We start from the raw sequence: 15,143 nt of genomic DNA on the forward strand, positions 1-15,143 counted from the left end.
GAATCATGCGCACTCTCGCGGTAGCCACCGCACTGACACTCACGTTGTCCGCGTCGCCCGCTTCGGCGGCCACGACGCCCCACCTGCCCGCCCCGACCGGGCACCAGCCCGTCGGCGTCACCACACTGTCCCTCAAGGACACTTCACGGCCCGATCCCTGGGTGCCGACGGTGCCTTACCGGGAGCTGATGGTCTCGGTCTTCTACCCGGCGACCTCGGCGAACGGGCCGAAGAAGCAGTACATGACCCCGCTCGAGTCGGAACGCAACCTCGAACGGGAGAACATCCCGGGCCTGTCCCTCGACATCCTCAGCACGGTCCGGACGAACGCCGTCGTCGACGCGAGGCCGGCCGGGCGGTGGCACAGCCTGCCGCTGGTCGTGCTGTCCCCGGGCTGGACCCAGCCGCGGGCGACGCTCACCGCGCTGGCCGAGGAGCTGGCCAGCCGCGGGTACGCCGTGGCGGCGATCGACCACACCTACGAGAACCGCGCCACGACCTTCCCCGACGGCCACGTCACCGGCTGCGCCGCCTGCGAAGTCGACGAACAGCCCGGGTTCTGGGAGAAGTTCGCGCAGGTCCGCACGAAGGACACGTCGTTCGTGCTGGACGAGCTGCTGCGCTCGCGGTGGGGCGCGCTGATCGACCCGCAGCGGATCGGCATGACCGGCCACTCCGCGGGCGGCGCGGTCACCACCCAGGCGATGCTGGCCGACCCCCGGATCCGCGCGGGAGCCGACCTGGACGGCAGCGTCCACGTCCCGATCCCGGCGTCCGGGCTGTCCCGGCCGTTCATGTTCGTGGGCCGCGCGGACGACTACACGCCGGGCGCGGAGGGTCCCTACGACGACTGGGAAACCGACTGGACCCACCTGACCGGCTGGAAGCGCTGGATCATGGTCTCCGGCACGGTGCACGCGTCGTTCACCGACCTCGGCGTGCTCGCCGGCCAGCTGGGTGTCGACATCGGCGACTCGATCGACCCCTACCGCGCGCTGGCCATCACGCGGACGTACGTAAGCGCTTTCTTCGACCTGAACCTGCGCTGCCGCCCGCAGCCGCTGCTGGCCGCGCCCTCGCCCGCTTACCCGGAAGTGACGTTCATCGGATGAGAATCAAGAGTCTCATGGTCATCACCGCGCTCACCCTCGCCTTGACATCGCCCGCCGCATCGGCGGCCCCGGCGCTCACGCTGGCGAAACCGACCGGCGACCGGCCGGTGGGCACGACATCGCCACCGGACCTCCCGGCGTCCCTGTTCTACCCCACGGTTTCCCCGGCCGGGCCGAAGTCGCACTTCATGACCGAGGCCGAGGCGAAAGCCGTCCTCGACCAGGACGGCATCACCGGCGTGGCGCCGTCGGTCCTGGCCGGCATCCGCACGGATTCGGTGCTGAACGCCCCGCCGGCCGGGCAGCGCCTGCCGCTGGTCATCCTCGACCCGGGGGCCGGGCGGCCGCGCGGCGAACTCACGTCGCTGGCGGAGGACCTGGCGAGTCACGGCACGCTCGTCGCCGTGGCCGCCCGGGCCGGCGAGGACGTGGCCGTCTCGGCCGTGCTGGACTCGCTGCTCCGGTCGAAGTGGGCGGCGCTGGTCGATCCCGCCCGGATCGGCCTGGCCGGGACCGCCGCGGGTGTGCCGGCCGCGATGGCGGCCGACCCGCGGCTCAAGGCCGGGGCGACCATCGACGGCCCGGCGGAGGACCCGCTGCCCGCCGCGCTCGACCGGCCGGTCCTGTTCCTGGGCCGGGCGAACGCTCCGGGTGACGCCACCTGGAAGCAGCTCACGGGCTGGAAGCGCTGGCTCACCGTGGCCGGCACGGCGCACCCGTCGTTCACCGACCTCGGCCTGGTGGGCGAGCAGCTGGGCCTCGACTTCGGCGCGACCACCCCGGCGGTGCGCGGCCAGGCGATCACCGCGGCGTACGTCCGGGCGTTCTTCGACCAGCACCTGCGCGGCCAGCCGCAGCCGCTGCTGGACCAGCCGTCCCCGCGGCACCCGGAGGTCGCCTTCGCCCGGACGTCGACGCCGTACCTGCCCGCCCCGAGCGGCGACCGGCCGGTGGGCAGCACGGCGGTGTACTTGAAGGACACTTCGCGCCCCGACCCGTGGGTGCCTTCGGTGCCCTACCGCGAACTGATGGTTTCGCTCTTCTACCCCACCGCTTCGGCGAAGGGCCCGAAGACGCAGTACCTGACCCCGGCGGAGTCCGCGGCGTTGCTGCAGGACAGCGGCCTGGACGTGGCCCCGGACCTGCTCGCGGGGATGGTGACCAACTCCGTCGCCGAAGCGCGGCCGGCCGGGCGCGGGCTGCCGCTGATCGTGCTTTCGCCCGGCTACACGAAACCCCGCGCCACGCTGACCGCGCTGGCCGAGGACCTGGCGAGCCACGGGTACGCCGTCGCGCTGGTCGGCCACACCTACGAGAACGCCGGGCAGAGCTTCCCGGACGGCCGCTTCGCCGGGTGCGCGTCCTGCGAAGTGCCGCACGACAACCCGTTCTGGCAGAAGCTGGAGCGGGGCCGGGCCGCCGACGTGTCGTTCGTGCTGGACTCGCTGACGCAGTCGAAGAAGTGGGCGCCGTTGATCGACGCGTCCCGGATCGGCATGGCCGGGCATTCCATGGGCGGCGCGAGCACGATCCCCGCGATGGTCGCCGACAGCCGGATCAAGGCCGGGATCGACATCGACGGGACGACCGAGCTCCCGCTCACCGCGCCGGGGCTGGCGCGGCCGTTCATGTTCGTCAACCACGAGCACGTGCCGAAGTGCGCGCCGGGGAACGTGCCGTGGGAGCGGGACTACGCGCAGATGACCGGGTGGAAGCGGTGGATCGAGGTGGCGGGCACGCAGCACGCGTCGTTCACCGACGTCGGGCTGCTGGCCGAGGAGTTCGGCGTCCCCATCGGCGGCCCGAACGCGGCGGTGCGGGCCCAGGAGATCACCCGGGCGTACGTGAACGCGTTCTTCGACCGGCACTTGCGGGGCGAAGCGCGGCCCGTGCTCGATCAGCCGGGTTACCCGGAAGTCTCGTTCTGCCGCTGACACCGCGGAAGCGGCGCACTGGGGGTGCGCCGCTTCCGCCGTGTCGTCGGTCAGTGGTCGAGGCCGAGGAACGAAATCGCGTACGCCAGCTGGCCGGTCAGCGGCAGCTGGTGCCCGACGCCGGCGACGCTGACCGCCTCCACCGTGGCCTGGGTACTCGTGGTGCCGTACCGGGTGCGCGTCCACGACGACTGCGGGTGGTCGGTGAACGCCGGTGTCTGGCTCAACCCGTTCAGGTTGGTCCACTGCTTGATCTCTTCACCGAAGTTCGGGTACGACAGCGTCGTGTCGGTGGTGCCGTGCCACAGCTGCATCCGCGGGTAGCGGCCGGTGTAGCCCGGGTACATCGACCGGGCCAGATCGCCCCACTGCTGCGCGGTCTTGATCGACTTCCCGCCGGAGCAGGTGCTGTTCCACAGCGAGCCGTTCGTGGTGGCGAAGCACCCGGCGGGCACGCCGGAGAACGCCGAAGCCGCCGAGAACACGTCGGGGTACTGGGCGGCCAGCACGTTCGTCATCATCGCCCCGGAGGAGAACCCGCTGGCGACGACCCGCGCCGGATCGACGTTGTAGCGGGACTTGGCGTAGGCGACCATCGACATGATCCCGGTCGAGTCCCCGCCGCCGCCCCGCCGCAACGCGTTCGGCGTCGAGACGTCGAAGCACTTTTCGCTCCGGGTCGCCTCCGGCAGCACGATGACGTACCCGTACCGGTCGGCCGCGGTGACGTAGTCCTTGCCGTTCCAGCCGAAGATCGAGCTCGCCGAGCCGCCGCAGTAGTGCACCAGCACCAGCAGGGCGGGCTTGGCCGCCACCCGGTCGGGGACGTAGACGTACATGTTCAGGTTCGTCGGGTTGGTGCCGAAGCCGGTCACCCTGGTCAGCGCGGCCGCTTGGGCGGGCGAGGCCAGGCCGGTGACCAGGACCACCAGGGCCAGGAGGACACCGAGCATGCGTTTCATCGCTGATCTCCTTTACGCAGCGGCGGCATGCGGGTTGCCGATGCTGCCCGGGACCGACCGCAGGGCGGTGTACCAGACGGCCGCCATCTTGTCGTAGCCGGCGGCGTTCGGGTGGACGCCGTCGGGGAGCTCGGCGGTGGACACCGCGCCGTGCATGTCCACCAGGTGCACGCGCTTGCCGGCGTTCACCTTGCCCTGCACGATCCCGGGCAGCGCGTTGTTGAACGTCCGCACGGCGGCGTCCCCGCTCGCCCACCCGATCGGGATGAGCTGCGCGACGAAGACGTCGGCGTTCGGCGCGGCGGCGGTGAGGTGGTCGATGAGCGTGGACAGCCGGCCGGGCGCGCCGCCGACGTTGTAGTTCTGCAGCACGTCGTTGGTGCCGATGTGCAGCAGCACCGAGCGCGGGTTGTAGGTCCGCATCCAGCCGGTGACGTTCGCGTCGATCTGGTCGATGCGCCAGCCGGGGTGCCCTTCGTGGTCGTGGTCCCACAGGCCGGCGGGCCCGTTGAACTGCGAACCGACGAAGTCGTTGGTGTAGCGGCCCGCGGCCAGGCGCTGCCACAGGCCGATCCGGTACCCGCCCGGCACGCCGGTGCCGTAGGTGATCGAGTCGCCCAGCGGCATGATCCGCACGCCGCCGTTCGATTCCGCATCGGCGACACCGGTCAGGCCGGTGAACGCGATCGTCAGGGCCGCCGCGGCGGCCAGGAACCTTTTCATCGTCCTCCTCCTCAACAATTCTTCGGCGCGATCCGGCCGCCCGCGTGGGAAATGTCGCTGTTGGCCGAGTAGGCGGCGATGCTGTGCGTGGCAACGGACGGTGGCGGCCGAAACTTTCGCCGGCGGATCCGAAATTCGACGAATTCCCGAAACTTTCGCTTTTGCTGTTAGCGATAACAATCGATTGTCGGCGACAGCTTAAACCCGCACGGCACCGGATGACAACGGTCGCAATACCGGTCGGCTCACCAGTTCGGGTGCGTGGTGACGCCGCCGTCGACGACGAGGTCGTGGCCGGTGATCCAGGACGCCAGCGGGGAGGCCAGGAACACGCACGCGTTGCCGACGTCGGCGGGCGTGCCCAGCCGGCCCAGCGGTGCCGCGCGGTGCCACCGCTCGACCCCCTCCGGCCAGTCCTCGGCCAGCCCCGGCCGGGCGATCAGCCCGGGCGACACCGTGTTGACGCGGATCCCGCGCGGCCCGTACTCCAGCGCCGCGCCGCGGGCGTGCATGACCAGCGCCGCCTTGGCCGCGCTGTAGTGGACGTGGCCGGGCGCCGGCTGCCGGGCCTCGATCGAGGCGATGTGCGTGACGCTCCCGCCGTCGCCCATCAGCCGGGCCGCGGCCTGGGTGCAGGAGAACGCGCTGGTCAAGGTGGCCTCCAGCATGGCCCGCCAGCGCTGGACCGTCAGCCCCTCGAGGGCTTCGACCGGCTGGATGCCGGCGTTGTTCACCAGCGCGTCGAGCCGGCCGCCCCACTCCGCGACGGCGTCGAGCAGGGTGTGGTCTCCGGTGAGTTCGGCGGCGAACGCGCGGGCCCGCCCACCGGCGGCTTCGATCGCCGCGACGACGTCGCCGGCCGCCCCGGGACGGCGGTGGTGCACCGCCACGGCCGCGCCCGCCTCGGCGAACCGGAGCGCGATCCCGTGGCCGATCACCCCGGAAGCGCCGGTCACGCAGGCGATCGTGCCGGACAGGTCGGGCAGGCCGGGCGCGGGAGACACCGGCCGATCGTAGCTGCGCACCCCGGATCCGTCGTAGGTTGTCGGACATGGCCAAAACCCGGAAGTTCGCCGAACTGCTGCAGACGCAGATTCGCCACGAGTTCACCGCCGCCCAGCAGTACATCGCCCTGGCCGTCTGGTTCGACGCCCGCGACCTGCCCCGGCTGGCCAAGCGCTTCTACCGGCAGTCGATCGAGGAGCGCAACCACGCGCTGGCGATGGTGCGCTACCTGCTCGACCGCGACGAGCCGGTCGCCATCCCGGGCAGCGACGAAGTGCGGAACGACTTCTCGAGCGTGCACGAAGCGATCGAGCTCGCGGTGACCCAGGAACGCGCGGTCACCGCCGACATCGAGGCGATGGCGAAGGCCGCGCGGCTGGAGGAGGACTACCTCGGCGAGCAGTTCGTGCACTGGTTCCTGAAGGAACAGGTGGAGGAGGTGGCGGAGATGTCCACGCTGCTCACCGTCGTCGAGCGGGCCGGCGGCAACCTGTTCGAGGTCGAGAACCACCTGTTCCGCGAAGCGGCCACGGAGGTCGCGGACGCCCCGGACATGCCGCCGGTGGCGGGCGGGAAGCTCTGACGATGGCGGTTTCCCCCTGCTAGAGTGAAACGTGTTCTAGTTCCGGGCCCGGGGAGCGCGATGTCCGAAAACCCGTTTCCGATCGTCGACGGCGTACCGCCCGGGCGGGCACTGCTCGGCTCCCGGATTCGCGAGCTGATCGACGCCTCCGTCCGGGTGCGCGACGACGAAGCCGGCCTCGCCGCCGCGGCCCACCGGATCGAAGCCGTCACCGAGGCACTGCGCGCGGCCGGCGGCGCGCAGCCGCTGCTGCTCACCGCCCTCGACGGCGGAGGTCACCTGAGCATCAACAACCCTCTGGAAGGGCCGGGGAACCCGCTGGCGCCCCCGCTGTCGTGGGTGCGCGTGGGCCCGGAGTCGGTGTGCGCCGACGTCCTCCTCGGCGCCGCGCACGAAGGGCCGCCCGGGCGCGTGCACGGCGGCTGGGTCGCGGCCGTGCTGGACCACGTCCTGGGCCGCGCCACCGCCGCGGCCGGCTTCCCGGGCATGACGGCGTCCCTGACCGTCGACTACCACCGCGGCACGCCGTACGCGGTGCCGCTCACCGCCGAAGGGCGCCTCGTCCGCCGCGACGGCCGCAAGCTCCACGCGGCGGGCGAACTCAGAGCGGGCGACGTCGTCTGCGCCACCGCGACGGCGATCCTGGTCCACTTCAACGCCGATCGGTTCCCGGTGCCCACCACCGCCACGAGGTCCGCACCGGACTAGGGCCGGTCCTCGAAGTGGTGAGGATGACCTGCTTTGCTCCGGGGTTGTGGTGTGCGGGCATGAGCAAGCTGATGCGCAGTGGCAAGCGATCGAGCCGTTGCTGCCCCACGCAGGGGGAACCGCGGCGCGCGGCGGGCGCGGCCAGCCAGGCGATCATGCCATCGGCCGGTCCCGCGGCGGACCCGGCCAAGCAGGGTTCTGGCGGACAAGGGCCACTCCGGCCACGCCATCCGCACTTGCCTACTTCGAGGACAGCTCCGAGTGCGCGACCGTCGTGTGCCGCGGCGCCTCCGAACTCGACGTCGCCATCAGGACCGCGCAGATCGGGACCGCCATCGCCAGCGCCGCCAGGACGAACACCGGGAACAGGAACGAGAACACCTCCGTGCCGGACGGGTCGGGCGCACCCGGGTCCAGGTGCAGGCGCACCGCCGCCATGCCGGTGTAGTGCATGCCGGTGACCGCCGCGCCCATCACCAGGCCCGCCGCCAGCCGGGGCAGGAGCTTGTCCAGCCCGACCGTGAACCACAGCGCCGCCGTGGCCGCGACCACGGCGATCACCACCGAGAGCACCACCAGCGTCGGGTCGTAGCCGACCACGCCCTTGACCTGCACCGCCCACATCCCGGTGTAGTGCATGACGGCCACCGCGAGCCCGGTCAGCAGCCCGCCGAGCAGCAGCCGCTTCCACGCGAACCGGTTGCGGACGCCGAACACCAGCAGCCCGCAGAACACCGCCGCCACCGACAGGATCGCCGACAGCGCCGTGCGCAGGATGTCGTACCGCACCGGCATGCCGGGCGTGGAAAAGCCGAGCATCGCGATGAAGTGCATGACCCAGATGCCGACCCCGCCGATGGACACCGCCGCGAGCACCAGCCAGGTCAGCCGGGTGCGCGGGCTGTCGGTGGAGCGCGCCTGCAGCGTGCAGGCCAGGCCGAGGGCGCAGCCCACCACCGAGGTGAGGTACGCGAGCACGACGAGCCAGTTGCCCATCGCGAAGTCTTCGTGGTCCATGGGCATTTTGCGGGCTCCTTCAAGCTTTCCGTGATCGGGGGGCGTGGTGCTCGGCGAGCGCGTGCTCGGCCGCGGCGATGAGGGTCTTCTTCGTCGACTCCGGCGAGCGCGCGTCGCAGGTGACGACCTCCACCGCGGCCGGGATCTTGAGGGCCTCGCGCACCTGCTCGGGCCCGTGCTGGCGGGTGTCCTGGAACTGGTTGATGGCGACCAGGAACGGCAGGCCGCGCGACTCGAAGAAGTCGATCGAGGCGAAGCAGTCCGCCAGCCGGCGCGTGTCCACCAGGACGATCGCCGCCACGGCACCGCAGACGAGGTCGTCCCACATGAACCAGAACCGGTGCTGGCCGGGCGTGCCGAAGACGTAGAGCACCAGGTCGTCGGCCAGGGTGAGCCGGCCGAAGTCCATCGCGACCGTGGTGGCGAACTTCCCCGGCACCGCTTCGGTCCGGTCGACGCCGACGGCCGCGGACGTCATCAGGGCTTCCGTCCGCAGCGGGTCGATCTCCGAGACGGCACCGACGAACGTCGTCTTGCCGGCCCCGAACCCGCCGGCCACGACGATCTTCGCCGAGGTGATCCGGCCGCTTCGGGACGCACCGCGCGGGGAAACACCGCTTTGCGTAACACTGTCAGAGCGCACGTAGTCCACTGAGGACCCTTTCGAGCAGGTCGTTCCGTTCGTCCCAGGAGGCGTCCGCGGTGAGCGTGTCGCGGATCGACACCTGGCCGGCGATGAGCAGATCGCCGATGAGCACCCTGGCCACGCCGAGCGGCACGCCCAGGTGGGCGGCGACCTCGGCCACCGACCGCTGCTGCAGGCACAGCTGCGTCACGACGGCCAGGGGGTTGGTCGGGCTGAAGGGCGCCACACGGCCCTCCGCCGTCGTCTCCACGAGGGCTTCCACCGCCAGGTCGACCGTCGGCCGGGTGCGGCCGGCGGTCCACGCGTACGGGCGGGCCAGCGACGCCGCGTGCCGCCCACCCTCGCGTCGCCGGCCTTCGGTCACCGGGCCGCTCCCGGCGCGGCCGCGGGCCGAGCCGGGGTCTCGACCACCTTCCCGACCCGGTCGACCAGCAACGTCATCTCGTAGCCCACCAGCCCGATGTCGCAGCCCGGGTTGGCCAGCACCACCAGGTTCGAGCCGTCGCCGACGTTCATCAGCAGCAGGAAGCCCTGCTCCATCTCGATCACCGACTGCACCACCCGGCCCGCGGTGAACAGGTCGGCGGTGCCGAGCGCGAGGCTGGAGAGGCCGGACGCGATCGCCGAGAGCTGGTCGGCGCGGTCGCGCGGCAGGGCTTCGTCCGCCGCCACGAGCAGGCCGTCCGCCGAGACCAGCGCGGCGTGCGCGACGCCGGGCACCTCCCGGGTGAACGCCGACACCAGCCAGTTCCGGGACCGCTCGGCCACTTCCGCTCCTTCCTGCCGGGTGCTCATCGCTGCTCCGCCTCGGGCTCGCCCGCGACCCGGTGCCGGGCCGCGCGCATGCCGCTGTAGTGCCGGGAAAGGTTGTTCCGCACCGCGGCCGGGTCGCGGAAGGCCGGGTCCGGCGGCTGGGGCGCGCGCGGGGTCACCGAGCCCGGCGCGAGCTGCGCGCCCGGCGTCCGGGCCGGCAGCCCCGAGTCGGTGAACTCGCTGTCGTCGAGGGTGCCGACCGCGGCTTCCGCGGCCTGGCGGACCTGGTCGGCGGGCGTCGCCCAGGTGCCGGGCCGGGCCGGTGTCGCCGGGGCTTCGGCGAACCAGTGCGACAGCATCTGGTCGAAGATCGGCGTCGGCGGGTCCGCCACCGGCGGCGGTTCTTCGGCGGGCCACCGCGGTTCGAGCTCGTGCCGGGAAGTGCCGTTGACCGCGCCGTTGACCGAACCGTTGACCGCGGGGGTGAGCATGGGCGGGACGGCCCGGGGTGGCAGGTCGACCAGGATCAGCACGCCCGGGACGTGCACGCTGGCGGTGATGCCGGCGCTCGCGGTCCGCGTGGTCGTGGGCCGCAGCCGGACGGTGATCCCGTGCGACGCGGCCAGCCTGCTCACCACGAACAGGCCCATCCGGCGGGTGGTCTCCGGGCTGACCGCGGCCCCGGCGGCCAGCCGGGCGTTCGCCGCTTCGAGGTCCTCGCGGGTCATCCCGAGCCCGACGTCGACGACCTCGATCAGCAGGCCGCCGTCGAAGCCGCGGTCGGCGGTGAGCACGACCTGCTCCTCCGGCGGGGACGACCGGATGGCGTTCTCCAGCAGCTCGGCGAGGATGTGCACGACGTCCGCCGCGGCCTCGGACTGCACCGAGCCGCGGGGCGCGTTGCCGAGCGAGACGCGCTGGTAGTCCTTGACCTCCGACGTCGCGGCCCGCAGCAGCTCGACCGTCGCGACCGGGCCGACGTCGCGGCGCACCGGCTTGCCGCCCGCGAGGACCTGCAGGTTCTCGCCGTTGCGCCGCAGCCGGGTGGCGATGTGGTCGATCTGGAACAGCTCGGCCAGCCGCTGCGGGTCCTGTTCGTCGGCTTCGAGGTCTTCGATCACCGAAAGCTGCAACTCCACCAGCGACTGGCTGCGCCGGGACAGCGTCATGAACATTTCGCTGACCTGGATCCGCATCTCGGCCTGCTCGCCGACGGCCAGGCGGACCGCCTGCCGGTGCATGTCGTCGAAGGCCCGGGCGAGCTGCCCGATCTCCTCCTCGGAGTCGACCGGGATCGGCGCGGTCCGCCGCCAGTCGACCTCCTCGCCCCCGCGGATGCGTTCGATGGTGCCGGGCAGGCGGCGTTGCGCGGTGTCGAGCGCGGCGGCGTGCAGCCGCCGGATCGGGGCGACGACCGACCGGGCCACGGCGAGGGCGATGGCGAGGGCGCCGAGGAGCGAGGCGATCACCAGCGCGGCGTCGCGCAGCGCGTCGGACCGCGCGGTGTTGGTCTGCGCGCCGACCGCGTCCGAAAGCGTTTTCACCTGCTCGGCGAGGACGGTGCCGAGCACCGTGCGCTTCGCCTCGGCGCCTCCCGCACCGGCACTGGTCGCCGCGGCGAACCGGGCGGCCGCGGCCCCGGCGGGCAGGGCGCGCCGGATCTGTCCGGTGAGTACGGTTTCTTCGGCCGCGGCGCGCTCGGCGGCGGCCGCCGAAGTGCCTTCGGACCGGCCGGCCAGCGCCTGTTGATCGGCGAGACTGGTCCTCAGCTGCACCAACGATTCGGCGACGGCGGCCAAAGCGCCGAGATCACCATTCCCGGCCTGCTCGACGATCCCGGCGATCAGTTCGCTGAGCGCGACCGTGAAGTCGTGGTAAGCCGCGGTTTTCGCGGCCGGCGAACCGGTCTGCTGCCGCAGGTCGGCCAATTTACCCAGCTGATCTTCCAATGACCGCGACAGCTCCGGGCTGAGCTGGGAAAAGGCGGCGTCGTGCCGGACGGCGGCGGCTTTCTCGTCGACCGCCGCGGTCTGGGCGGCCGCGCCGTCCTGGATCATCTCGTCGTCGACCAGCCCGGCGAGTTCGGAAATCCCTTGCACGACCGGCATTTGGTCGCGGACCGCGCTGAGGCCGCCGGCCCGGGCGAGTTCGGCCTGCACCCGGCCACCCGCCAGCAGGAGGGCGACCAGGACGGGCAGCAACAGGACGACGGAGATCTTGGTGCGCAACCGCCAGCTACCGGGATTCCAGGAGGCGACGGAACGGCGGGACGGGGGTTCATCTTCTTTCATCGGTGGCGTGGCTCGATTCGTACCGGTGACCCGAGAACGATTTCCGGTTCCTTTTCCGCGGAATTCAGCCGGTGACGTAACTCCGGACAAGGTGGTGTTGTCAAGGAATGCCGGTCGTTTCCCCCGTACGCACCAATCACACAGCGTGAACTGCCACGGCGCGGCTTTTTACCCTTGCGGAGGGTGAAGACGGCTCGTCAGACCGTGCGGAATTCGGGGGCGGGTGCGTGAATTTCCGGCGGCCGCGCGACCCCCGTCGGAAGCCCCGGCGCTGCCCGTTACCCTCGGCCGGGAAAGGGGGTGTCGGCGTCGATGTTGAAAATTCACTTCACCGAAGCGGACTTGGCGAAGGTGACCCTCGCCGAGGACGCCGACCCGATGTGGGAGCTGCTGATGAGCAGTTACCGCATCCGGCGGCCGGAGGGTGAGCCGTTCTTCGGCCGCTGGCGGCGGGGCTCACGTTCCGCGGTCCCGCAGTCCGGCCGGCTGCTGATGTCCGCCGTCCCGCCGTACGGCTACTGCCCGGACTTCCTCACCCCGGCCGGCGCCCGCACGATCGGCGACGGGATTTCGGCGGTGCTCGAGACACCCGCACCGGTGCTGGCGGCGGACGTCGGCGAGCTGGCGGCACAGGGCACCCACGTCCCGGCGTGGCTGCGCCGCGTCGGCGACGGCGAGCCGCAAGAGCTGCGCCGGCTGGGCGCGGCCCTGCACGACTACTACCGCCAGTGCGTCGCGCCGGACTGGGCGACGGTGCGCCGCGCGGTCGCCCGCGACCGCCACCGGCTGCAGGCCAACCTGGACCGCGGCGGGCCGCAGCTGCTGCTGTCGACGTTGCACCCGGAGGTGACGTGGTCCCCGCCGGTGCTGCGGGTGCGCTTCCCGATCGACCAGGAGCTCCACCTCAACGGCCGCGGCCTGAGGCTGATCCCGGCGTTCTTCGCCCACGGCATGCCGACGACGTACAAGGACCCGCTCCTCCCCCCGGCGCTGGTCTATTCGATCAGCCACCCGAGGTTCGACAGCGACGCGGAGCCAGGCCCCTCCCTCGCGGCGCTGCTGGGCCAGACGAGGGCCAAGGTCCTGGTGACGATCGCGACGACGAGGTGCAACACTAGCGAGCTGGCCGACCTGACGGGCATCTCCCCGGCGACGGCGAGCCAGCACGCGTCGGTGCTGCGGGCGAGCGGGCTGATCAGCAGCAACCGGTCCGGGAAGTCGCAGATCCACGAGATCACGCCGCTCGGCCTGGGAATCATCCGAGCGAGTTGAGGCCGGGTAGCTGCGATCGACGGGCGGCCGGCGACTGAGGGCGGCTGGCGGCGGGCCGCACTCGCGCCCCGAGCCGCGGGGAGCCATCGCCGTGCCGAGCGAACTTCGCCCCCCACCTCCGAGCCCGTGCGCGACGTTCCGGGGTCGTGTTAGCCTGTCGCCGTGCTGCGCCTCACGTTGTCCATGCGACTCGTAACCCGGCGCGCCGGCTGAACCCAGGTCGCCGGTGCGCTGCGTCGGCGATCGCCCTTTTTTCCGGGACCTGGCCCCGATCTCATTCCGCCCTCCACAAGGGAGATCCGCCATGTCCACCTCCTTCGCCGTTCCCGCGCCGCGCTCGGCCATGCTGCTGCGCCGCCGGATCGCCACCTACTTCGTCGGCGGGGCCGACGAGATCTCCGCGCTGGTCGGTGCCCTCGAAGGCCGGCCTGTGCACGAACTGTCCGTCGACATCAAGGACGGTGTCCGCGAGAGCAGCATGGTCTGCGCCGTCCTGCTGGCGGCCGACGAGACCGGCCCCCTGCTCGACCGGCTGCGCGAGCTGCCCTCGGTCGTCTCAGCCGAACTGGCGTAGCCGTTTGTCCGGTCCGGCGCCGGGTAGTCCGGCGCCATGACCGAAGTCGAAACTCGGCGGAGCACCGCCCGGGGCGCCGCCCTCCTGTTCGGGATCGCGTTCCTGCTCGTCGGCGTGCTGGGGTTCGTCCCGGGCATCACCGCGGACTACGACGCGCTGAAGTTCGCCGGGCACGAGTCCGGCGCCCAGCTGTTCGGCGTGTTCACCGTTTCGGTGCTGCACAACCTGGTCCACGTGCTGTTCGGCGTGCTCGGCGTGCTGGCCGCGCGCGCCAACGGGAGTTCGCGGGCCTTCCTGATGATCGGCGGCGGGATCTACGTGCTGCTGTGGGTGTTCGGCCTCGCGATGGACCGCGACAGCGCGGCCAACTTCCTCCCGCTCGACAACGCCGACGACTGGCTGCACCTCGGCCTCGGCCTGGCGATGATCGCCGCGGGCATCGCGACGGCGGCCGCCGACCGGGCCCGTGGCCAGTACCCCGAGCCGGAGAAGCAGGGCCGCTGACTTCAGGGAAGGCGGCCCATTCCCGTCGAGATCTCGTGCAGCCGGTGCCGGTCCGGGGCCAGCGGTGCCGTGTCCGCGCCGGCGCCTTCCCGCAGTCCCGCGAGGAACTCCTTCAGCGTGGCCGCCGCGTCCCGGCGCGGCTGCCAGTCCAATTCGGACTCCGCGCGGCTCGTGTCCATGACCGGCAGCCGCATGACCGCGTCGAACAGGCCCGGTGACGCCGGGATCGCGTGCAGGCGCCAGGCCGCGTCCACCGCCGCGCGGACCACGGCCGCCGGGACACCGATCGTGCGCGCGCCCAGCAGGTCCGCCGCGAACCGCGGGTCCACCACCGGGCCGGTCGCGATGTTGAACGCCCCGCGCACCGGGCGCGTCACCGCGCGGCGGACGGCGTCGGCGAGGTCGTCCGTGTGCACGATCTGGAACCGCAACCCGCGGACGTCCGGCACCACCGGGAGCAGGCCCGGCCGCACCAGGGAACCCGGGACGAACGGCCCGGCGAACAGGCGGCGCTGCTCCGTCGCGGCACTGCGCTGGAAGACGAACCCCGGCCGCATCCGGACGACGTCGAGCTTCGGGTGCCGGCCCTCGAACGCGTCGAGGTACCGCTCCAGATAAGCCTTTTCCCGCGTGTAGGCGGCTCCGGGCCAGCCGTGCGTCGGCCAGTCCTCGGTCACCGGCTCGTCGTCCTGCCGCGGCGAGTAGGCCCCGATCGACGACGTGTAGACGAGCCTGGGCACACCCGCCGTCGCCGCCGCCTCGAACACCCGCATCGAGCCGAGGACGTTCGCGCGCCAAGTCCGTTCGGGACGCCGGGTGGGCTGGAACAGCCACGCCAGGTGCACGACCGCGTCGGCGCCGCGCAAGTGCGGCACGAGGTCGTCGCGTTCGACGTCCGCCGTGACGACGCCATCGGCCGGCCGCCGGGCGAGCTTGACGATGGTCTCGACCTGCGGGTCCGCGCCCAACGCGCGCACGACCCCGGTTCCGATGTTGCCGGTCGCTCCGGTCACCACGATGCGCATCCGGGCCGGTTACCCGGGGTACAGGCGGACAACC

16 protein-coding genes are annotated in these 15,143 nt (G+C 72.1%); 7 read left to right on the plus strand and 9 right to left on the minus strand.

The window, feature by feature from the left end; genetic code table 11:
• The first annotated feature begins 5 nt into the window (after positions 1-5).
• Positions 6-1,112, plus strand: coding sequence for an alpha/beta hydrolase family protein (locus C2L58_RS30675; RefSeq protein ID WP_103341159.1), 1,107 nt, complete (start codon positions 6-8; stop codon positions 1,110-1,112).
• Positions 1,109-3,046 (plus strand): alpha/beta hydrolase, encoded by a 1,938-nt coding sequence (locus tag C2L58_RS30680; protein WP_103341160.1) that lies wholly within the window; start codon positions 1,109-1,111, stop codon positions 3,044-3,046. The genes C2L58_RS30675 and C2L58_RS30680 overlap by 4 nt, the downstream gene beginning before the upstream one ends.
• Positions 3,047-3,096: 50 nt before the next feature.
• Here the strand turns inward: C2L58_RS30680 and C2L58_RS30685 are convergent, their stop codons facing one another.
• The 3 genes from C2L58_RS30685 to C2L58_RS30695 form a co-directional block, all read right to left on the minus strand.
• Positions 3,097-4,008 carry an extracellular catalytic domain type 1 short-chain-length polyhydroxyalkanoate depolymerase gene (locus tag C2L58_RS30685; RefSeq protein ID WP_103341161.1) on the minus strand — a complete coding sequence of 304 codons (912 nt, stop codon included), beginning with the start codon at positions 4,006-4,008 and terminating at the stop codon, positions 3,097-3,099.
• A gap of 12 nt (positions 4,009-4,020) precedes the next feature.
• The gene (locus tag C2L58_RS30690) at positions 4,021-4,731 is read right to left on the minus strand and encodes an SGNH/GDSL hydrolase family protein (protein ID WP_103341162.1); all 711 of its coding nucleotides are present in this window, start codon (positions 4,729-4,731) and stop codon (positions 4,021-4,023) included.
• A gap of 245 nt (positions 4,732-4,976) precedes the next feature.
• On the minus strand, positions 4,977-5,735 hold the full coding sequence (locus tag C2L58_RS30695; protein ID WP_103341194.1) for an SDR family NAD(P)-dependent oxidoreductase: 759 nt from the start codon (positions 5,733-5,735) through the stop codon (positions 4,977-4,979).
• 47 nt (positions 5,736-5,782) lie between these two features.
• Between C2L58_RS30695 and C2L58_RS30700 the strand changes: the two genes are divergently transcribed.
• Positions 5,783-6,319 (plus strand): ferritin, encoded by a 537-nt coding sequence (locus C2L58_RS30700; protein ID WP_103341163.1) that lies wholly within the window; start codon positions 5,783-5,785, stop codon positions 6,317-6,319.
• Positions 6,320-6,379: 60 nt separating this feature from the next.
• On the plus strand, positions 6,380-7,027 hold the full coding sequence (locus C2L58_RS30705) for a PaaI family thioesterase (RefSeq protein ID WP_103341164.1): 648 nt from the start codon (positions 6,380-6,382) through the stop codon (positions 7,025-7,027).
• A 240-nt stretch (positions 7,028-7,267) separates the two neighbouring features.
• Here the strand turns inward: C2L58_RS30705 and C2L58_RS30710 are convergent, their stop codons facing one another.
• From C2L58_RS30710 to C2L58_RS30730, 5 genes are all read right to left on the minus strand, one after another.
• Positions 7,268-8,044, minus strand: a complete 777-nt coding sequence (locus tag C2L58_RS30710; protein ID WP_199191528.1) for an MHYT domain-containing protein — start codon at positions 8,042-8,044, stop codon at positions 7,268-7,270.
• A 19-nt stretch (positions 8,045-8,063) separates the two neighbouring features.
• Entirely contained in the window at positions 8,064-8,603 is a 540-nt protein-coding gene (locus C2L58_RS30715) for a GTP-binding protein (RefSeq protein ID WP_103341166.1), read from the minus strand.
• A gap of 73 nt (positions 8,604-8,676) precedes the next feature.
• On the minus strand, positions 8,677-9,054 hold the full coding sequence (locus tag C2L58_RS30720; protein ID WP_103341167.1) for a DUF742 domain-containing protein: 378 nt from the start codon (positions 9,052-9,054) through the stop codon (positions 8,677-8,679).
• Entirely contained in the window at positions 9,051-9,485 is a 435-nt protein-coding gene (locus C2L58_RS30725) for a roadblock/LC7 domain-containing protein (RefSeq protein ID WP_199191524.1), read from the minus strand. Before C2L58_RS30725 ends, C2L58_RS30720 begins: the two co-directional genes overlap by 4 nt.
• Complete coding sequence (locus C2L58_RS30730) at positions 9,482-11,671, minus strand: sensor histidine kinase (protein WP_103341168.1); 2,190 nt, start codon at positions 11,669-11,671, stop codon at positions 9,482-9,484. The genes C2L58_RS30725 and C2L58_RS30730 overlap by 4 nt, the downstream gene beginning before the upstream one ends.
• 375 nt (positions 11,672-12,046) lie before the next feature.
• On the opposite strand from C2L58_RS30730, the gene C2L58_RS30735 reads away from it, so the two are divergent.
• The 3 genes from C2L58_RS30735 (at position 12,047) to C2L58_RS30745 (ending at position 14,084) form a co-directional block, all read left to right on the plus strand.
• The gene (locus tag C2L58_RS30735) at positions 12,047-13,006 is read left to right on the plus strand and encodes an ArsR/SmtB family transcription factor (protein ID WP_103341196.1); all 960 of its coding nucleotides are present in this window, start codon (positions 12,047-12,049) and stop codon (positions 13,004-13,006) included.
• Between the two features lie 304 nt (positions 13,007-13,310).
• Positions 13,311-13,580, plus strand: a complete 270-nt coding sequence (locus tag C2L58_RS30740) for a hypothetical protein (protein WP_103341169.1) — start codon at positions 13,311-13,313, stop codon at positions 13,578-13,580.
• A gap of 36 nt (positions 13,581-13,616) precedes the next feature.
• Positions 13,617-14,084, plus strand: coding sequence for a DUF4383 domain-containing protein (locus C2L58_RS30745; RefSeq protein WP_103341170.1), 468 nt, complete (start codon positions 13,617-13,619; stop codon positions 14,082-14,084).
• A 2-nt stretch (positions 14,085-14,086) separates the two neighbouring features.
• On the opposite strand, the gene C2L58_RS30750 is transcribed toward C2L58_RS30745, so the two are convergent.
• Positions 14,087-15,109, minus strand: coding sequence for an NAD-dependent epimerase/dehydratase family protein (locus C2L58_RS30750; protein WP_103341171.1), 1,023 nt, complete (start codon positions 15,107-15,109; stop codon positions 14,087-14,089).
• Positions 15,110-15,143: the final 34 nt, after the last annotated feature.

This window comes from Amycolatopsis sp. CA-126428 (assembly GCF_002904335.1).
Taxonomy (GTDB): domain Bacteria; phylum Actinomycetota; class Actinomycetes; order Mycobacteriales; family Pseudonocardiaceae; genus Amycolatopsis.